An 18895-nucleotide genomic window follows, 5' to 3' on the forward strand; every position below is an offset into this window, starting at 1 on the left:
GCGACTTTCCTTGCTGCTCACAGCTACATGATAGGCAGGTGCATTGGTGTCAAGCGTTAGGCCGCGCCTCGATCACCACAAAGGCCTGCGCCCAAGGGTGATCGTCGGTCAAGGTCACATGAATAATCGCCTCATGGCCAGCGGGCGTCATCTCGTCCAGACGCTCCTTGGCCCACCCCGTCACTTCCATCACAGGCTGGCCTGTGCGCAGGTTGCTCACCCGCATATCCTTCCAGGCAATGCCCATGCGCAGGCCGGTGCCGAGTGCCTTCGAGCAAGCCTCCTTGGCCGCCCAACGCTTGGCGTAAGTGCCCGGCGTGTCAAGCCTCCGCTCGGCTTTGGCTTGCTCGATCTCGGTGAAAACGCGGTTGCGAAACCTGTCGCCAAAGCGCTCAAGCGTGGCGGCGATCCGCTCGATGTTCGCCAAGTCGGTGCCGACGCCCAAAATCATGTGAGCTTCACCGTCAGTATCTTGAGGCTCGCAGCACCGAACAATACCCCAAAGCCAAGCTCAAACCAACGGCGGCTTTTCGCATAGGCGCGCGCGACCGGAGCAAACGAGAACAGCACAGCATAGCCGAAGAACACCAGCATCGACGCGCAGATCAGGATGCCAAACAACTGCCAGACTTGGCCCGCGCCAGCATCGGGCGCGAGCACTATCGCGTAAATCGCACCCCATGACAGAATAGCTTTCGGGTTGGTCAAATGCAGCAAAAGCCCGCGCCTGAACAACGCTTTCTTACTGGCAGCAACAGGCTTCACAGCGCCGCCAGTCCAAGCTGAACGTAGAGATTTCACTGCCAAGTAAAGCAGGTAAGCCGCGCCCGCATAACGCAGCATTTCAAACAGCCAAGCATTGGCCATCATCACCGCTGAAAAGCCGAGCGCCGCCGCGATGCCCCAAGTCGCCGAGCCAACCACAATGCCCGCCGCGACCAGCAAAGCTGAAACGCGCCCCTCAGACATCGCAGTGCCGGAAATGCTCAAAGTTGCAGGGCCGGGGCTACCCCCTGCCAGCACCCAGCCGAGCAAAACAACACTGATGGGCAGTAGAAAACCGGCTTCACCCATCACGCGCCTCATCCATCAAGCGCCGCATCTCGGCAATTGCAGGTTTCATGCCAACAAACAGCGCTTCCGCCATCAGGAAATGCCCGATGTTAAGCTCGCGCACCTCGGGCATCGCGGCAATCGGCGCAACTGTCTCATAGGTCAGCCCATGCCCCGCGTGCACTTCAAGCCCAAGCGAATGCGCCAGCGCCGCGCCAGCCTTCAAAGCCTCAAGCTCGGCATCGCGCGCGGCATAGTCGCCCTCGTAGTGATAGTCGCAGTAAGCACCTGTGTGCAGCTCGATAACCTGTGCCCCGATCCGGGCTGAAGCCCGAATCTGCGCCTCCTCATGGCCGATAAACAGTGAAACACGACAACCAGCCTCGCGTAATTTGGCAACAAAGCCAGCCAAACGGTTGTCATCCCCCGCGACATCAAGCCCGCCTTCGGTAGTCCGCTCTTCGCGCTTTTCCGGCACGATACACACAGCATGCGGACGGTGCTTGAGCGCTATCGCCTGCATCTCGTCGGTCGCCGCCATCTCAAAATTCAAAGGTGTGCTCAAAGCGGCCATCAACCCGTCAATATCTCCGTCACGTATATGGCGCCGGTCTTCGCGCAAATGCGCGGTTATCCCGTCCGCTCCTGCGCCTTCAGCTAACTTCGCCGCCCTCACAGGGTCCGGATAAGCACTGCCGCGAGCATTCCTGACGGTTGCCACATGGTCAATATTCACACCAAGTCGCAACTTGTTCTGATCGGTCATAACGGTCTCCAAAGAAAACGATTCGTATGCTCACAGAGTAATTTGATCAAATCCGCCCGCAAGCCCCAACCAACACCAACTCATTTTCTTGGGTCAAGTATCCCGGGGGTGTCTGAGGGGGCTGGCCCCCTCAGCGAGTCGGATTTTGCAAAGCAAAATTCGACAGGGCTTTCACCAGCACCACTGGCCCTCAATGATCTTCTGTTTTCTTCTTTCGCAAGCTTTGCAATTTTTCCTTAATTCGCCCTTTGCGGCGGTTCTGATAGAACCGGATCAAGGGAACCGCGAGGTAATAGCAGATCGAAGCCGTTAGAATTCCCGGCAAAATGCCACCAATCATATAGGGGTAGAACACCTCGTCAAAAAACACAGACAGCCCGTGCCAGTCCGCGACGTCCGAAGTGAACATTGCCTTGAAATTGTGCCAAAGGTCAGCACCAGCACCAGAGAACTTCTCACCCAACCGCTGATCGGCCTCTTCAAACTCGGTGCCAAGCAGCCAGTGCCCCGTCTTCAAAGCCACGACAGCGATCGGAATGTAAGTCAGCGGGTTGCCAAAGAACGTTGCCAAAAGCGCGGCAATAATGTTGCCTTGCATAACAAAGGCAATCCCCGCCGCGATGAAAAAATGCAGCCCGTAAAACGGTGTGAAGGTGGTGAACACGCCGGCCCATATCCCGCGCGATATCTTGTGTGGCGGGTCGGGCAGGCGGTGCAGCCGGTGCTGCACATATTGAAACGCGCGCCTCCATCCGCCCTTCGGGTAGATAAAGTCGACAATCACCTTCCACCAAGGCCTCTTATCGCGCCGCTTAAAAACCAAACTCTGCCTGCCTCAACTTTCTGTTCCGTCGCCGCCTGTCTCTGAGTCGGCCTTACTGCTTTGCATGCGCGAAGGGTCACTCACCCGCTCGGACGCTGCAACATCATTCTCTGCGTTGAGAGCAGAAATCACCGCATGAAGATGTTCTGCATCACTAAGGTCAACATCTACCATTAGTTTGTAAAAGTCTGGTTTCCTATCGAGAAACTTCATATCCGAGATATTGGCCTTCTGTTCACCAATCAGAGTGCAGATCCTTCCGAGCACGCCGGCATCGTTGCCGATCGTCAATTCAAGCGTTACCGGGTAAACAGCCGGATGCTTGCCCGCTTGCCATTGCAGGTCAATCCAGCGGTCGGGTTGTTCTTCAAACAGCCCCATGTTTTCGCAGTTGATAGCATGCACGACAACGCCCTTGCCGCGGAATGTGATGCCGACAATCCGCTCACCGGGCAACGGCTGGCAGCAGGGCGCGCGGTCAAAGTGCTGGTCGGCAGCGAGGCCGATGACCGTGCCCGCAGGGGCTGTCATATCGGGCTTGTCGTCAACCAGATCAGGGTAGACCGCTTGCACAACCGTGCGCGCAACGATCTCGGCACTGCCAAGCCGCGCCAGCAATTCGTCACTCTCTTCTATGCCGAGGTTTCGCGCCGAGGTTTCCAAGACCTTGTCGGTGGCTTTCTTGCCAACATGTTCAAAGGCGGCGCGGGCGATCTCGCGACCAAGCTTGATGTAGCGCTCGCGGTCAACCTCCCGAAGCGCCCGCCTGATGGCCGTCTTGGCCTTGCCCGTCACCGCGATCTCAAGCCATGTTGGCTGCGGCATCTGGCCTTCGGCTGTGATAATCTCGATCGACTGCCCGTTGCGCACCCGTGTCCACAAAGGCACGCGCATGTGGTCGATCTTGGCACCAACGCAGGCATGGCCTATGCGGGTGTGGATAGCATAGGCAAAATCAAGCGGCGTTGCGCCGCGCGGCAGCTTGATAACATCACCCTTGGGCGAGAAGCAAAACACCTGATCCGAATACATCTCAAGTTTCACGGCTTCCAGAAAAGCGTCGTGATCATCGTCATCGTCAAATTGCTCGGTCAGCCCCGATATCCACTTGACCGGATCAACCGCAAACGGGTTTTCGGCGCGCACGCCCTCGCGATATGACCAATGCGCCGCCACGCCGCTTTCGGCCACGTCATGCATTTGCTCGGTGCGTATCTGCACTTCAACACGCTTGCCGTCACGCCCCGACACCGTGGTGTGCAGCGAGCGGTAGCCGTTTGTCTTCGGCTGGCTGATATAGTCCTTGAACCGCCCGGGAACGGCCCGCCAACGTTGATGGATAACCCCCAGAATGCGATAGCAATCAGCTTCATTGGCCGCGACAATGCGAAAACCGTAGATATCTGACAGCCGCGAAAAGGCGAGTTCCTTCTCCTGCATCTTGCGCCAGATAGAGTAGGGCTTCTTGGCGCGCCCGATGATCTTCGCTTCGATCTCGGCATTTTGCAGCTCAAGGCGCATATCGGTGGTGATCCGCCCGATCACGTCATCGGCCTCGTTTTGCAGGGTGATAAACCGCCGCATGATGCTGGCGCGCCCTTCGGGGTTGAGCACCTTAAAGGCGAGGTCTTCAAGCTCTTCGCGCATCCAGTGCATGCCCATACGCCCGGCCAGCGGCGCATAGATATCCATCGTCTCGCGGGCTTTCTGCGCCTGCTTGTCAGGGCGCATGGCTTTGATGGTGCGCATGTTGTGCAAACGGTCAGCCAGCTTCACCAGAATCACCCGCAGGTCACGCGACATGGCAATAAACAGCTTGCGAAAGTTCTCGGCCTGTTTGGTTTCTGTCGAGCTGAGTTGCAGGTTTGTCAGCTTGGTCACGCCATCAACCAGATCAGCGATCTCGCTGCCAAACTGCTCGGCTACACTCTCATATGAAGCGCCGGTGTCTTCGATGGTGTCATGCAAAAGCGCGGTGATGATGGCTGAATCGTCAAGCCGCTGTTCGGAGAGAATCATCGCAACCTGCACAGGGTGCGAGAAATACGGCTCGCCCGAATGGCGAAACTGCCCTTCATGGGCGTCTCTGCCAAACTCATATGCTGCCCGCAAAAGAGCTTCATCAGACTTGGGGTTATAGGCGCGGACGAGACCTATCAGCTCATCAACAGGGATCATCCGCTTGAACCTTTGTTACGTTCAGCCCAGTAAAATCAGCCTTGGCCTTGGGCTTCCATAAGCTGACGCAGCAGCTGCTCTTCTGACATATCGTCGTCAGCAGGCTTGTCTGCTTCAGCGCCCATAAGCAACGCCATGGCGTCGTCTTCAGGCTCGTCAACTTCGATCTGGCTCTGGTTGCTTTCGATCAGACGCTCGCGCAGATCATCAGCCGATTGCGTTTCGTCAGCAATTTCGCGCAGTGAGACAACAGGGTTTTTGTCGTTGTCGCGTTCGACAGTCACAGCACCACCAGCCGAAATCTCGCGTGCACGGTGGGCAGCAAGCATAACAAGCTCAAAGCGGTTGGGAACTTTGTCTACGCAATCTTCTACTGTGACGCGGGCCATGGGGACACTCCAGATCAATCTCGTGAAGCTGGCTATTTATGCCGCAATTGCCCAAATGACAAGGTGTAAAAGCCCTTTAAAGCGCTTTGACGGCTTGTTTTTCACGCGCCGGCAAATCCGCCAACATTTGCAACACGCTCCTGTTCAGAACCGGATGCCGCCAGTCGGGTGCTATTTCGGCTAGAGGAACCAGCACAAAAGCGCGCTCATGCATCCGCGGATGTGGTAAAACGAGCCCCTCCGGCGCCACTGTCTTTTGCGCATCAAGTGAAAGATCTAGCCAGCTTTTGAAGGTGGCCTCGTCGGGCAGAACGCTCTCGCCTGTGGCCAACAAATCAAGATCAAGACTGCGTGTGCCCCAACGTTGCAAGCGCTCGCGCCCAAACTGCGTTTCAACGCTGTGCAACTTTTCCAGCATGGCCTCCGGGCCCATATCGCTTTGCAAAACTGCCGCAGCGTTAACATAGTCCGGCCCGGCCCCGGCAGGGAAACAGGGCGTCGCGTAAAACCGGCTTTTCGCGACAATCTCCATCCCTGATTCTGCCAAGGCCTCCAAGGCTAAGTGCAACACTTGTTGAGGTTTGGCTTTGCCAAACGGCAAGTTCGCGCCGAGCGCGATGAAGTGAATTTGCTGTCTCGTATTCAAAACACTATCCTGTCATTGCCACAAAACGATACTTGATCACAAAATTGCGTGCCTCTAAGCCTGCGCCTCGGTCTCGCCGTCCGAACCACTCAATAAGGACAATTAAGAGACTGGCAATGAAGGAAGAACAATTATGTTTTATAAAGACGAGCGATTAGCGCTCTTTATCGATGGATCAAACCTCTATGCCGCCGCCAAGGCGCTTGGTTTTGATATCGATTACAAGTTACTTCGCAGCGAGTTTATGCGCCGTGGCAAATTGCTACGCGCATTTTATTACACAGCACTTCTCGAAAACGAGGAATACTCACCGATCCGCCCGCTGGTTGACTGGCTGCATTACAATGGCTTCAACATGGTGACCAAACCTGCCAAAGAGTTCACCGACTCGATGGGCCGCCGTAAGGTCAAAGGCAATATGGATATCGAGCTTGCCGTTGATGCGATGGAACTCGCTCCGCGGGTTGATCACATCGTGATCTTCTCCGGCGACGGTGATTTTCGCCCCCTTGTCGAAAGCCTTCAGCGACAGGGCGTTCGCGTATCTGTGGTGTCTACCATCCGTAGCCAACCTCCGATGATCGCCGACGAATTGCGCCGCCAGGCTGACAATTTCATCGAGCTTGAAGAGCTGCGTGACGTCATAGGCAGGCCTCACCGCGAGCCTGTCGCGCGAAGCGACACCAGCTTTGAGACCCAAGACTAACCCAACAACAGGCGCGGCAGGCTTCACTCACCAGCCGCGCCTTTTTTTGCCTAAGGTCTAGACCTGCCGAGATGCATCGCTTAGCTCAGAGCTACAGGAGCGCTCAAATGTTGCAATCAAAACCACCTCTCACAATCTACCTCGCCGCACCGCGCGGCTTTTGTGCAGGTGTCGATCGCGCCATCAAGATCGTCGAAATGGCGATCGAAAAATGGGGCGCGCCGGTGTTTGTGCGGCACGAAATTGTGCACAACAAGTTTGTCGTCGACGACCTGCGTGCCAAGGGGGCAGTGTTTGTCGAAGAGCTTGAAGACTGCCCCGATGATCGCCCCGTTATCTTCTCGGCTCACGGCGTTCCTAAGGCCGTGCCAGCTGAGGCCGCGCGCCGCGAGATGGTCTATGTTGATGCAACATGCCCGTTGGTTTCCAAAGTGCATATCGAGGCCGAGCGCCACGCCGCCGCTGGCTTGCAAATCATCATGATCGGCCACACAGGGCACCCTGAAACTGTCGGAACAATGGGGCAGCTGCCCGACGGCGAAGTGCTGCTCGTCGAAACCGAGGACGATGTGGCGCAGGTCGCTGTCCGCGACCCCAACAAGCTCGCTTTCGTCACCCAAACCACGCTTTCGGTTGACGACACAGCAGGCATTGTTAGCGCGCTTCAGGCCCGCTTCCCCGCCATCGTCGGCCCCCACAAAGAAGACATCTGCTACGCCACAACCAACCGCCAAGCCGCCGTCAAGGCCATCGCTGGCAAGGTTGACGCGCTGCTGGTCGTAGGTGCGCCCAACTCGTCAAACTCCCGCCGTTTGGTTGAAGTTGCAGCCAAGGGCGGATGTGCCTATTCCCAGCTCGTCGGCCGCGCAACCGAGATCGACTGGCGCGCCCTTGAGGGGATCAAATCCGTCGGCCTGTCTGCCGGAGCCTCGGCCCCCGAGGTGCTGGTCGAAGAGGTGATCGCGGCCTTCGCCGAGCGCTACACAGTAACGACCGAACTGGTCGAAACCGCACAGGAAAACGTTGAATTCAAAGTGCCCCGCGTTCTGAGAATGCCAGCATGAGCGACACAAAAGATCGGGATGAAACGCTTGCTGTCTACAACGCCAAAGCATCCGAGTATGCAGGTTTAACAGTCAACAAATCCGACCACGAAAGCCTTGTCGCTTTTGTCGCTGACTTACCTGCAAATTCCCATGTTCTCGACTTTGGTTGCGGCCCCGGCCACTTCGCAGCAGAAATGGTAAGACGTGGCTGCAAGGTTGATGCGTTTGACGGCTCTGCCGAAATGGTCACGCTCGCCGCGCAGCACACAGGCGTGAACGCGTGGCAAGCCTACTTTGAAGACCTCGACGCGAACGAAGCATACGATGGCGTATGGGCAAGCTTCTCACTCCTGCACGCTCCACGCGAAGACCTACCTGCGCATCTCGCGCGCATCAAACGCGTGCTCAAGCCCGCAGGCGTGTTCCATATAGGAATGAAGCTCGGCGACGGCGCCGCGCGCGACACCATCGGCCGCCAATACACCTATGTCACGGAAGACGAACTTATGCAGCTTTTGCAAGACGCGGGCTTCACGCCCTATCTAACCCAAAAAGGCAGGGGCAGGGGGCTTTCTGGCTCTGTTGATCCCTTCATTCTGGTGCGATCACATGCCTGAACTATTTGCCTATACCGACGGAGCATGCTCCGGCAATCCCGGCCCTGGTGGGTGGGGCGTTTTGCTGCTCGCCAAAGAGGGCGACAAGGTGCTGAAAGAGCGCTGCTTGCAGGGCGGTGAGGCCGACACAACCAACAACCGAATGGAGCTTCTAGCGGCGATCAACGCTTTGGAAACGCTAGAGAAACCTTCCAGCCTCACAGTCGTGACCGACAGCGCCTATGTCAAAAACGGCGTCACGGGCTGGATCTTTGGCTGGAAGCGCAACGGTTGGAAAACCTCCAACAAAAAGCCGGTCAAAAACGTTGACCTCTGGCAGCGTATCGACGCCGCCCAAGAGCGCCACAACGTCACTTGGAAGTGGATCAAAGGCCACGCGGGCCATGCCGAGAACGAGCGCGCTGATGAACTCGCCCGCGCCGGAATGGAGCCCTTCAAGCCGAAGAAAAGCCCCGCATGAGTGCGCTCTCCTTGCTTGATTATGCCTCGGTCTTTATCTTTGCGCTTACAGGTGCGCTTGCAGCCTCTCGGGCTCAACTCGACATCATCGGCTTTGCCTTCTTGGCATCGCTAACAGCCGTCGGTGGCGGCACCCTGCGTGATCTCATGCTTGATCGTGATCCGGTTTTCTGGGTCGCCAATCCCGAGCATATCGGCATCGCCTGCCTCGCTGCCATACTGATTTTTTTCACCGCACACCGCTTTGAAAGCCGTGCGCGATTGCTCCTCTGGCTCGATGCTATGGCGCTCGGTGTGGCTGTTGCGGCAGGTGTTGGCGTGGCGCTTGAGCTCCGGTTTGGTTGGCCCGTTGTGCTTATGATGGGGGTGATGACAGGCACATTTGGCGGCCTCATGCGTGATGTTGTCGCCAATGAAGTCCCGATGGTGCTGCGTCAGGGCGAGCTTTACGTCTCTGCCGCGCTGGGCGGTGCAGCAATGGCGCTTGTCGTCGCCTACTTCAGTTCATCATCGCTGGTGATTTACGGCAGTAGCGTGCTCAGCACATTCGTCTTGCGGGCAGGGTCTATCACCTTCGGCTGGCGCTTGCCTGTCTACAAAGCTCGCCCGCCACGCTAACGTTTGATGTAGGTCTGCCAAAGCCAGATCAACAGCATCGCCCCAAGCACGGCACCGACAAGCCCCGAGAGCATGCCAAAGACCCTGACAAGCACACCAAGGATCAGCCCGCCTATAAGCGCGCCGCCAATGCCGATCGCCATCGTGGTGACCAGATCGGCTTCGATGCGCATCAGTTTTGTCGCCAGAAAGCCCGCCGCTGCGCCGATGATGATAAGCCAGATAACCATGATGCCTCCTTAACAGAATTTAGTGCCAAGCGGTAGGGGTGTGCCCCTCATAAAGTCTTCGGCATCCTGAGCGCGACTGCCAGCATTTTGCAGCCTGAGCAGTTGCACAGCACCCTTGCCGCAAGAAACATACGGCAGCGTATTGATGACTTCACCTGCTTCGCCGCTACCCTCGGCAAGCCGTGAGGCCAGCAGTTTTACCCGCACGCCGTCAAGCTCAGTCCACGCGCCGGGGAAGGGTGAGAGCCCGCGAATCTGCCGGTCAACAACCTCTGCTGTCTGGCTCCAGTCAACCCGCGCCTCGGCTTTGTCGATCTTGGCTGCATAGGTAACACCCTCTTCAGCTTGCACCTCTGCTGTTAAATTATCTATCTTTGACAGCGCTTTAACGATTGCTCCGGCGCCAAGTGCCGCGAGCCTGTCATGCAACTCGGCGGTCGTCTCTTTCGAGCCAATCGCGACAGCTTCCCGTAAGAGCACCGGCCCGGTATCAAGCCCTGCTTCCATCTGCATGATGCACACACCCGTCTCTGCATCACCAGCCATGATGGCGCGGTGAATGGGCGCCGCACCGCGCCAGCGCGGCAGCAAAGAGGCGTGGATGTTCAAGCAGCCATACGTAGGCGTATCCAATACCGCCTGTGGCAAAATCAACCCGTAAGCGACCACAACCGCGACCTCGGCCTCAAAGCTGGCGAACTCTGCCAAAGCCTCATCCGAGCGCAAAGACACCGGATGCCGCACCTCAAATCCAAGCTCAAGCGCGCGCGCATGCACCGGTGTAGGCCGCTCTTTCTTGCCGCGGCCTGCAGGGCGGGGGGGTTGGCAATAGACAGCCGCGATTTCGTGCCCCGCCGCGACCAATGCCTCAAGCACCGGAACCGAAAACTCGGGAGACCCCATGAACACAACACGCATCAGGCCTTCCTCGCCTTGCGCAGTAGCATGTCGCGTTTCACTTTGCTGAGCCTGTCAAAATACATTTTTCCGTTCAGATGATCTATCTGGTGCTGCACAGAAGTTGCCCAAAGTCCGACAAACTCGCGCTGTTCTTCGGCGCCCTCGGCGTTGATAAACCGCACGCTCACCCCGCGTGGCCGCTTCACCTTCGCTGAAACGCCGGGCAAGTTAGGGCTCGCTTCCTCATGTTCACGCAATATGGCGCTCGCATCGACGATCTCGGGGTTGGCCATTAGCACCGCTTCGCCGCGGCCCTCGGAGGCGTCAACAACCGCCAGCCGCAGCATCACACCGATCTGCACAGCCGCAAGCCCGACACCGGGCATGGCCTCCATTGTGTCAACCATATCAGCCCAGATCTCGCGCACTTCATCGGTGATCTCGGAAACAGTTTCGGCCTTGCTGCGCAGGCGCTTGTCTGGCCAAGGAATGCAAGTTCTCGCGGTCATGCCCGCGCTTGCTCACGCTTGAGTTTTTGCATCTTGCGGGTGATCATCTGCCGCTTCATCGCGCCGATATGATCAATGAACAGCTTGCCGTTGAGGTGATCAAGCTCGTGCTGAAAACACGTCGCCCACAGCCCGTCAAACGTGTCGGTCTGCTCGCGGCCGTCACGGTCAAGCCAGCGCACATCAACAACCTTGGGGCGCTTCACCTCGGCGTAATGCTCGGGGATCGACAGGCAGCCTTCCTCGTAGACATTCATCTCTTCCGACGCGGCGACAATCTCGGGGTTAAACATCACCATCGGTCGCGCCTCTTCGCCTTCTTCCTTAATGCAATCAAGCACAAACAGGCGCACAAGCTGGCCGACTTGCGGCGCAGCAAGGCCAACGCCGGGCGCGTCATACATGGTTTCTAACATGTCATCAGCCAGCACGCGCAAACTGTCTGACAAGTCGTCAACAGGGGCGCATAGCTTTTTGAGCCGCGGGTCGGGGTGCAGAAGAATAGGCATTTTCATAGGCTCCATTTAGGGCAGGTTGCAGCGCGGTGCAACATGGCCTTGCGCCTCGCGTGTAATCCGGTAGCGTCTTGCTCAAATCAACGAGGGGCATAGCCATGACAGACTCAGTGAATTTTGACGAGATCATTGACCGCAAAGGAACGCATTCCGCCAAATGGGACGCAATGGAGCCGCTCTACGGTGTGCCTGCGGATGGCGGCATCGCGATGTGGGTCGCCGATATGGATTTCCGCCCGCCCACCTGTGTGCAAAACAAGCTGCAAGAAATGCTCGATCACGGAGTCTACGGTTACTACGCCGGCGACGCGAGCTACCGCGCCGCGATCTGCTGGTGGATGAAAACCCGCCACAACTGGGAGGTTGATCCCGCCGCAATCTTCACCACGCATGGCTTGGTCAATGGCACCGCGATGTGCGTTGATACATGGACAGAGCCGGGTGATGGCGTCGTGCTGTTCACACCCGTTTACCACTCTTTCGCAAAGGTGATCAAAGCCAACAACCGTCGCGTTGTCGAATGCCCGATGGTGGTGAACAACGGTCGCTACGAGTTGGATTTTGACAGTTACGATGACATCCTCGATGGCAGCGAGAAGCTCTTGGTGTTTTGCTCACCACACAACCCCGGTGGCCGCGTCTGGAGCCGTGACGAGCTTGAGCAAGTCGCTGACTTTGCTCGCAAACATGACCTCATCTTGGTGTCAGACGAGATTCACCATGATATCGTGATGCCCGACCAGACGCACACCGCGTTTGCCCTGTTGGACAACATCTCTGATCGCTTGGTGATGATGACGGCGACAACCAAGACCTTCAACATCGCGGGTAGTCATTCTGGCAATGTGATCATCGCCGACGAAAAACTGCGCGGCGAGTTCGAGACGCGCATGGCTGCGCTTGGCCTGTCGGCAAACTCTTTCGGTCTCCACATGGCCGAGGCGGCATACTCGCCCGAAGGCGCAGCATGGGTTGACGAAATGGTCGCTTACATGGACGGCAACAGAAAGCTGTTTGACGCAGGCATCAACAGCATACCCGGCCTCAAATCAATGAACCTTGAAAGCACCTACCTTGCGTGGGTTAGTTTTGAAGACACGGGCATGAGCCCCGAAGAATACACCCAGCGTGTCGAGAAAACCGCCAGGATCGCCGCCAATCACGGCCCGACGTTTGGCACAGGCGGCGAAAACTACATGCGCTTTAACCTCGCGACACCACGAGCGCTGGTTGAGGAAGCGGTCGAGCGAATGAAGCAAGCTTTTGGGGATTTGCAGTAAGGCCTTCCTAAGAGCCTAGCAAAGCAACCGGAGCATCGGCAGCGCGCACGTAGTCAAGCGGTGCGCTGTCAACCGCAGCCGTGGCGCGCTTGAATTCATAAAGCATCTCGCCGGCCTGTGCGTCAGAGGCAATAATCAAACACTGCATCAAGTGCTTGGCGCCATCGTAAACATCAACCAAACCTCGCAAATGCGGCGCATCTTCCAGATCAAGCGCAAAGCCCTCGTTCCACATCCGGTTGATCGCATAGCTGTTGTCATCAACCAGCACCCGCAGGCGGCTTGAATTGCGCATCGCTTGTTTGCGTGCCGCCTTCAACGCAGCTTCGATTTCCGGTGAAAGATAGTCGTTCATGGCAGTCTCCCCGTAGCAGATTTACAGCCTTGCACATCAGATATGAACAACAAGTAACAATGCAGCAGATTGTTGCTCAACAGCATGATCTGTTGCCTTCCAGTGACTCTCGTATGTGCATTTGTGCAGGGCTTCTGCGCGCTACTAGGCGTATTTTTCGGCAGCATCGTCGCTTAACCTGCACTCAACAGACAAAGGACAGCACCAATGGGGCAGCTCGTAAACGGCGTGTGGCATGACACATGGTATGACACCAAAGCAACAGGCGGCGCCTTCAAGCGCAGCACTGCCGGCTTTCGCAACTGGATAGGCGAGGGAGACTTCCCCGCAGCTTCGGGCCGCTATCATCTCTATGTGTCCTACGCCTGCCCATGGGCGCACCGCACGCTCATCTTCCGCGCCCTCAAGGGGCTGACAGAGCACATCTCTGTCTCGGTTGTTCACCCCGACATGCTTTCTGAAGGCTGGACATTCGAGCGCGACGCGCACGGCGCAACCGGCGACACGCTCTATGGCCTCCCCTTCGCGCGCGACATTTACCTGAAAGCCGACCCGCAGGTCTCGGGCCGCGTCACCGTGCCGATACTGTGGGACAAAGAGCGCGAGACTATCGTGTCAAACGAGAGCAGCGAGATCATCCGCATGTTCAACGCGGCGTTCGACGGCATTACTGGCAACACGCTCGACTATTGGCCCGAAGCCGAACGCGACGCCATCGAAGCGGTCAACACCCGCATCTATGACACGCTCAACAACGGCGTCTACAAGTGCGGCTTTGCCACCAGCCAGCAAGCCTATGACGCCGCCATCACCCCGCTGTTTGACACGCTTGAGTGGCTGGAAGAGCGCCTCGCAAATAGCCGCTATCTGATGGGCGATCACCTAACCGAGGCCGACTGGCGGCTGTTCACAACCCTCATCCGCTTTGATCCGGTCTATCACCTGCACTTCAAATGCAGCCGCAAGCGTCTTGTCGACTACCCGAACCTCTGGGCCTACACCCGCGAGCTTTACCAGCACGAAGGCGTGGCCGAGACAGTCAATATGCCCCACATCGTCAGGCACTATCACTACAGCCACGATACGATAAATCCAAATCGCATCATTCCGACGCCGCCCGTGCTTGACTATGAAGCGCCGCACAATCGCGGAAACTGACGCGACATATAGCAATATCTTGTGGATAACTCGGCGGATATCCCCATATAGGGCGTCACGCGCGTTGACTCGCAAGCAAGCTACAAGCCAAACTGGTTCAAATCCGGAATCAGGCTTAATCACGCGTGCAGTTTCACAAACTCAGACTACAGGGCTTCAAAAGCTTCGTTGATCCGACCGACCTGATCATTCAGGACGGCCTGACAGGCGTTGTCGGCCCTAATGGCTGCGGCAAGTCAAACCTGCTAGAAGCCCTGCGCTGGGTCATGGGTGAAAACCGCCCGACAGCGATGCGCGGCGGCGGTATGGAAGATGTGATCTTTGCTGGCGCGGCAACACGCCCGGCGCGCAACTTTGCGGAAGTCAGCCTGCACATCGACAACCACGACCGCCTCGCGCCTGCGGGCTTCAATGACTTCGACAATCTCGAAGTCGTGCGCCGCATCACCCGCGATGTCGGCTCGGCCTACAAAGCCAACGGCAAAGATACCCGCGCGCGCGACGTGCAGATGCTCTTCGCCGACGCCTCCACAGGGGCGCATTCGCCCGCGCTGGTGCGTCAGGGGCAGATCGCCGAGCTGATCAACGCCAAGCCCAAAAACCGCCGCCGCATCCTTGAAGAGGCCGCAGGTATTTCCGGCCTCTATCAGCGTCGCCACGAGGCAGAATTGAAACTGAAAGGTGCCGAAACAAACCTTGCCCGCGTCGATGACGTGATCGAGCAACTCGCGGCACAGCTTTCCCAGCTCGCCCGCCAAGCCCGGCAAGCCGCGCGCTACCGTGAAATCGGCGAAGAATTGCGCCGCTCCGAGGGCCTGCTGCTCTACCGCCGTTGGAAGGAAGCCGACGAGGCCCTGGTCGGGGAGCAAGCGACCCTCAAAGAGCGCACTGTTCTTGCCAGCCAAGCCGAAACAGCGGCACGCGAAAGCACCAAAGCCCGCCAAGCCAGCGAAGACGCGCTGCCAGCCCTGCGCGAAGAAGAAGCCATCGCCGCCGCCGTGCTTCAGCGGCTGACAGTGCAGCGCGACACGCTCGAAGACCAAGAGCGCAGCGCCTTGCAAGTCATCGAAACCCTGCAAAATCGCATCACGCAGCTCGCCGCCGATATGGAGCGCGAAGAGGCCCTCAACCGCGACGCTGGCGAAACCATCGAGCGGCTTGAATGGGAGGCTGAAGAGCTCAAAAAAGCCAGCGAAGGCCACGGCGACAAGCTGACAAGTGCTGCCGAGACAAGCCATGAAGCGGCTGAAATCCTGCAAGACCGCGAGAGCGCGCTCTCTGAGCTCACAGAAGATGTCGCGCGTCTGTCTGCGCGTCACCAGTCAGCCCAACGCCTCGTGGAAGACAGCCGCAAAACTGAAGCCCGATCAGGCGAGGAAGCCGGAAAAGCACGCAGCGCCGCCGAAGTGTCAAGCGCCGCCCTCGCCAAAGCCGCCACCGACTTTGAAGCCGCAGAGCGCTCTGAAGCCGCCGCCAACGCAGCCTCCGCCCAAGCCGAAGAGGCGCTCATTGCCGCAGAAGCCGCCCGCGCTGCCACCCAAAGCCGCGAAGCGGTTGCGCGTGCAGAACTGAGTGAAGCCGAAGGCGAGGTCAACGCTTTGTCGGCCGAAGCGACAGCCCTCGCGCGCCTTGTCGAGCGTGACACAGCCGAAGGCGGCCAGATCATCGACAAAGTGCAAGTCGAGCCCGGTTTCGAAAAAGCCCTCGGCGCGGCGCTGGCCGACGATCTGCGCGCACCGGAAGTCGGCGAAGACGGGCCGTCAGGCTGGGCCAGTTTGCCCGCCTATTCTGAAGCTCATCCGCTGCCTTCAGGCATCAAACCACTCTCCGAGCACGTCAATGTTCCTGCCGTTCTTGCACGTCGTATGGCCCAGATCGGTCTGGTTGACGCCGACGAAGCCCCCGCGCTGCAACCCAAGCTCAAGCCCGGCCAACGTCTTGTCAGTGTTGAGGGCGATCTTTGGCGCTGGGACGGGCTGCGCGCATGGGCCGAAGACGCGCCAAGCGCCGCCGCGCTGCGCCTTGAGCAAATCAACCGCCTTGAAGCGCTTAAGCAGCAGATGGAAGCTGCCAACGCCCGCGCAGAAGGCGCCCGCCGCGCTCACCAAGTGCTCACCGAGCAGCTCACCCGCGAGGCCGAAGCCGACAAAGCCGCCCGCGAAGCCCGCCGCGCCGCCGACACCGCCGTCGCCGAAGCCGCCCGCGCCCTGAGCCGCGCCGAAGCCGACCGCACACTGGCCGAAAGCCGCCTTGATAGCCTGCGCCTTGCCGTCAGCCGCCACGAAGAAGAGGCAATGACAGCGCGCAAATCGCTGCAAGAAGCCGAGAAGGGCCTCGCTGGCCTGGGCAACCTTGATGAGGCCCGCGCGCAGGTTGAAGACATCAAGGTAACAGTCGAAGCCGCGCGGATGATGATGATGTCCAAGCGCTCGGCCCACGACGAGCTGCGCCGCGAAGGCGAGGCCCGCACCCGCCGCGCGCAGGAAGTCACCAAAGAGCTTTCCGGCTGGCGCCACCGGCTTGAAACCGCGGGCAAGCGCATTTCTGAGCTGGCCGAACGCAAAGACGCTTCAGAAGTCGAACTCAAAGAAGCCACTGCCGCTCCCGAAGAGATCGCCGCCAAGCGCGAAGAACTCGGCCACGCGATATCCGATGCCGACAAGCGCCGCGCCAAAGCCGCCGATGCCCTTTCGGAAGCCGAAAGTGCAGAGCGCGCCGCCTCAAACCTTGAGCGCGACACCGAGCGCCTTGCCTCCGAGGCCCGCGAAGCCCGCGCCCGCGCCGAAGCCCGCGCCGATGCCGCGCGTGAGACAGTTGCCTACGCCGCCGAGCGCATCGCGGAAGAAACCGAAACATCGCCCGAAGAACTGCTCGCCAGTCTTGAGGCCGATCCGGAGAAAATGCCCGCCTCCGACGCGATCGAGAACGACGTCAACCGCCTCAAACGCCAACGTGACGCTTTGGGCGCCGTCAACCTGCGCGCCGAGGAAGACGCCAAGGAAGTTTCTGAAGAGCACGACAGCCTCAAGAGCGAGAAGGAAGACCTCGAAGAAGCGATTCGCACCTTGCGCAACGGCATCAACAGCCTTAACCGCGAAGGCCGCGAACGCTTGCTGACCGCGTTTGAGCAAGTGAACAACAACTTCACACTGCTGTTCCGTCACCTCTTCGGCGGCGGCGACGCAAACCTCGTGCTGGTCGAAAGCGACGACCCGCTCGAAGCTGGCCTCGAAATCATGTGCCAACCACCCGGCAAAAAACTCGCAACACTCTCGCTGCTGTCGGGCGGCGAACAGACCCTCACAGCTATGGCGCTTATCTTCGCAGTCTTCCTCGCCAACCCCGCGCCGATCTGTGTGCTTGACGAAGTCGACGCCCCGCTTGATGACGCCAACGTCACCCGCTTTTGTGACCTGCTCGACGAAATGTGCCGCCGCACCGACACGCGCTTCCTGATCATCACCCACCACGCCGTCACCATGAGCCGCATGGACCGCCTGTTCGGTGTGACCATGCAAGAACAAGGCGTGTCACAGCTGGTCAGTGTCGACCTCAAGAAAGCCGAGGCGATGGTGGCCTAAGGCTGCCCCTGAAACACCTGTTTCGCTGTTTCCACAGCCGGAACGATCCTCGGCAATACCCCAGTATTATCTCACATCTGCCCAGATTGCGCCTTCATTGACCGCCATACACAGCCTCAACAAGAAAAGAATTTGAGGTACTCGAGTATGGATCGTCTAACCGAAATGGAAGCCTTCGCTATGGTCGTTGACCAGGGCGGGTTTACCGATGCTGCCAAGAAAATGGGGATCTCGAAGTCTGCCGTTTCCAAGCACGTGTCCTCTCTTGAGGCCCGCCTTGGTGCGCGCCTTCTCAACCGCACAACCCGCCGTGTAAGCCCGACAGAAATCGGCCTTGCGTACTATGACCGCGCCCGCCGTGTCCTTAACGACGCAGGCGAAGCCGACGCGCTTGTCAGCTCGATGCAGTCCGATCCATCCGGCCTTTTGCGCATCTCTGTTGCGACAGATTTCGGGGTTAATCACCTCTCGCCAGTGCTGGGCGAGTTTTTGGCCGATTTCCCTGATATCACCGTCAACATGGTGCTCAACAACCGCTACGTTGAGTTGATCTCTGAAGGCTTTGATATGGCCATCCGTATGGGTGACCTGGAAGACAGCACCCTGAGAGCGCGCAAGCTGACCGAGACAAATATGCGCATGATCGCCTCGCCGAATTATTTCCAGCGCTACGGCCGCCCGCAAAAGATCGACGATCTCAACGAGCACAAGCTGCTGCACTATTCAAACAACTCGGCTGGCAACGTCTGGAAGATCACCGCGCCCTCAGGCGAAAAGCGCCAAGTGCGCACCGCTGGCTGGCTCACGGTTAATGATGGCCAGTCACTTCTCAACGCAGCGATTTCCGGTCTTGGCATCGCCTACCTGCCGAGCTTTCTCTACGCTGACGCACTCGAGCAGGGCCTTGTCGTAGACGCGATCCCCGAGCTTCCGACCGAGACACAAGGCATCTATGCAGTCTACCCGCCGGGCCGTTTCACTCAGCCAAAAGTGCGCGCCTTCATCGACTTTCTCGTGCATTCGTTCGGCGACAAAGGCCCATCAGTCTGGTGAGCCACATATCTTG

The 18895-nt window shown here is 58.4% G+C and carries 21 protein-coding genes; 9 read left to right on the top strand and 12 right to left on the bottom strand.

Annotation, left to right across the window (positions count from 1 at the left end; genetic code table 11):
• Positions 1-49 precede the first annotated feature (49 nt).
• The 7 genes from acpS to folK all read right to left on the bottom strand — a co-directional run bounded on the left by acpS (position 50) and on the right by folK (position 5855).
• On the bottom strand, positions 50-451 hold the full coding sequence (acpS, locus tag KO498_RS07910; protein WP_215959326.1) for a holo-ACP synthase: 402 nt from the start codon (positions 449-451) through the stop codon (positions 50-52).
• Positions 448-1074, bottom strand: a complete 627-nt coding sequence (locus KO498_RS07915; RefSeq protein ID WP_215959327.1) for a LysE family translocator — start codon at positions 1072-1074, stop codon at positions 448-450. Before KO498_RS07915 ends, acpS begins: the two co-directional genes overlap by 4 nt.
• Entirely contained in the window at positions 1067-1819 is a 753-nt protein-coding gene (locus tag KO498_RS07920; RefSeq protein ID WP_215959328.1) for a pyridoxine 5'-phosphate synthase, read from the bottom strand. The genes KO498_RS07915 and KO498_RS07920 overlap by 8 nt, the downstream gene beginning before the upstream one ends.
• A gap of 190 nt (positions 1820-2009) precedes the next feature.
• Positions 2010-2642 carry a DUF2062 domain-containing protein gene (locus KO498_RS07925; RefSeq protein WP_215959329.1) on the bottom strand — a complete coding sequence of 211 codons (633 nt, stop codon included), beginning with the start codon at positions 2640-2642 and terminating at the stop codon, positions 2010-2012.
• Between the two features lie 12 nt (positions 2643-2654).
• Positions 2655-4820: a RelA/SpoT family protein gene (locus KO498_RS07930; protein WP_215959330.1), complete on the bottom strand. Its 2166-nt coding sequence runs from the start codon at positions 4818-4820 to the stop codon at positions 2655-2657.
• A 35-nt stretch (positions 4821-4855) separates the two neighbouring features.
• The gene (rpoZ, locus tag KO498_RS07935; RefSeq protein ID WP_215959331.1) at positions 4856-5209 is read right to left on the bottom strand and encodes a DNA-directed RNA polymerase subunit omega; all 354 of its coding nucleotides are present in this window, start codon (positions 5207-5209) and stop codon (positions 4856-4858) included.
• Between the two features lie 76 nt (positions 5210-5285).
• Positions 5286-5855 (bottom strand): 2-amino-4-hydroxy-6-hydroxymethyldihydropteridine diphosphokinase, encoded by a 570-nt coding sequence (gene folK / locus KO498_RS07940; protein ID WP_215959332.1) that lies wholly within the window; start codon positions 5853-5855, stop codon positions 5286-5288.
• 133 nt (positions 5856-5988) lie between these two features.
• Between folK and KO498_RS07945 the strand changes: the two genes are divergently transcribed.
• The 5 genes from KO498_RS07945 to KO498_RS07965 all read left to right on the top strand — a co-directional run bounded on the left by KO498_RS07945 (position 5989) and on the right by KO498_RS07965 (position 9301).
• Positions 5989-6561, top strand: a complete 573-nt coding sequence (locus KO498_RS07945; protein ID WP_215959333.1) for a LabA-like NYN domain-containing protein — start codon at positions 5989-5991, stop codon at positions 6559-6561.
• 107 nt (positions 6562-6668) lie between these two features.
• A complete protein-coding gene (ispH, locus tag KO498_RS07950) occupies positions 6669-7625 on the top strand; it encodes a 4-hydroxy-3-methylbut-2-enyl diphosphate reductase (RefSeq protein WP_215959334.1) in 957 nt (318 codons plus the stop codon).
• Positions 7622-8224, top strand: a complete 603-nt coding sequence (locus KO498_RS07955) for a class I SAM-dependent methyltransferase (RefSeq protein WP_215959335.1) — start codon at positions 7622-7624, stop codon at positions 8222-8224. Before ispH ends, KO498_RS07955 begins: the two co-directional genes overlap by 4 nt.
• Complete coding sequence (gene rnhA, locus KO498_RS07960; RefSeq protein ID WP_215959336.1) at positions 8217-8684, top strand: ribonuclease HI; 468 nt, start codon at positions 8217-8219, stop codon at positions 8682-8684. The genes KO498_RS07955 and rnhA overlap by 8 nt, the downstream gene beginning before the upstream one ends.
• Positions 8681-9301: a trimeric intracellular cation channel family protein gene (locus tag KO498_RS07965; protein WP_215959337.1), complete on the top strand. Its 621-nt coding sequence runs from the start codon at positions 8681-8683 to the stop codon at positions 9299-9301. The genes rnhA and KO498_RS07965 overlap by 4 nt, the downstream gene beginning before the upstream one ends.
• On the opposite strand, the gene KO498_RS07970 is transcribed toward KO498_RS07965, so the two are convergent.
• The 4 genes from KO498_RS07970 to def (KO498_RS07985) are packed head-to-tail and all read right to left on the bottom strand — an operon-like array spanning position 9298 to position 11455.
• Positions 9298-9534, bottom strand: a complete 237-nt coding sequence (locus KO498_RS07970) for a GlsB/YeaQ/YmgE family stress response membrane protein (protein ID WP_215959439.1) — start codon at positions 9532-9534, stop codon at positions 9298-9300. The two genes, KO498_RS07965 and KO498_RS07970, sit on opposite strands and share 4 nt — an antisense overlap.
• Positions 9535-9540: 6 nt before the next feature.
• Positions 9541-10449 carry a methionyl-tRNA formyltransferase gene (fmt, locus tag KO498_RS07975; protein ID WP_215959338.1) on the bottom strand — a complete coding sequence of 303 codons (909 nt, stop codon included), beginning with the start codon at positions 10447-10449 and terminating at the stop codon, positions 9541-9543.
• Positions 10449-10940, bottom strand: a complete 492-nt coding sequence (def, locus tag KO498_RS07980) for a peptide deformylase (RefSeq protein ID WP_215959339.1) — start codon at positions 10938-10940, stop codon at positions 10449-10451. The genes fmt and def (KO498_RS07980) overlap by 1 nt, the downstream gene beginning before the upstream one ends.
• Positions 10937-11455 carry a peptide deformylase gene (gene def, locus KO498_RS07985; RefSeq protein WP_215959340.1) on the bottom strand — a complete coding sequence of 173 codons (519 nt, stop codon included), beginning with the start codon at positions 11453-11455 and terminating at the stop codon, positions 10937-10939. The genes def (KO498_RS07980) and def (KO498_RS07985) overlap by 4 nt, the downstream gene beginning before the upstream one ends.
• A gap of 110 nt (positions 11456-11565) precedes the next feature.
• On the opposite strand from def (KO498_RS07985), the gene KO498_RS07990 reads away from it, so the two are divergent.
• Positions 11566-12735 carry a MalY/PatB family protein gene (locus KO498_RS07990; protein WP_215959440.1) on the top strand — a complete coding sequence of 390 codons (1170 nt, stop codon included), beginning with the start codon at positions 11566-11568 and terminating at the stop codon, positions 12733-12735.
• Between the two features lie 7 nt (positions 12736-12742).
• On the opposite strand, the gene KO498_RS07995 is transcribed toward KO498_RS07990, so the two are convergent.
• Positions 12743-13090, bottom strand: coding sequence for a hypothetical protein (locus KO498_RS07995; RefSeq protein WP_215959341.1), 348 nt, complete (start codon positions 13088-13090; stop codon positions 12743-12745).
• A gap of 207 nt (positions 13091-13297) precedes the next feature.
• On the opposite strand from KO498_RS07995, the gene KO498_RS08000 reads away from it, so the two are divergent.
• The 3 genes from KO498_RS08000 to KO498_RS08010 all read left to right on the top strand — a co-directional run bounded on the left by KO498_RS08000 (position 13298) and on the right by KO498_RS08010 (position 18882).
• The gene (locus tag KO498_RS08000; RefSeq protein ID WP_215959342.1) at positions 13298-14248 is read left to right on the top strand and encodes a glutathione S-transferase family protein; all 951 of its coding nucleotides are present in this window, start codon (positions 13298-13300) and stop codon (positions 14246-14248) included.
• Positions 14249-14373: 125 nt separating this feature from the next.
• A complete protein-coding gene (smc, locus tag KO498_RS08005) occupies positions 14374-17829 on the top strand; it encodes a chromosome segregation protein SMC (RefSeq protein WP_215959343.1) in 3456 nt (1151 codons plus the stop codon).
• Positions 17830-17976: 147 nt separating this feature from the next.
• Complete coding sequence (locus KO498_RS08010) at positions 17977-18882, top strand: LysR family transcriptional regulator (protein WP_215959344.1); 906 nt, start codon at positions 17977-17979, stop codon at positions 18880-18882.
• Positions 18883-18895 lie beyond the last annotated feature (13 nt).

This window comes from Lentibacter algarum (assembly GCF_018860975.1).
Taxonomy (GTDB): domain Bacteria; phylum Pseudomonadota; class Alphaproteobacteria; order Rhodobacterales; family Rhodobacteraceae; genus Lentibacter; species Lentibacter algarum_A.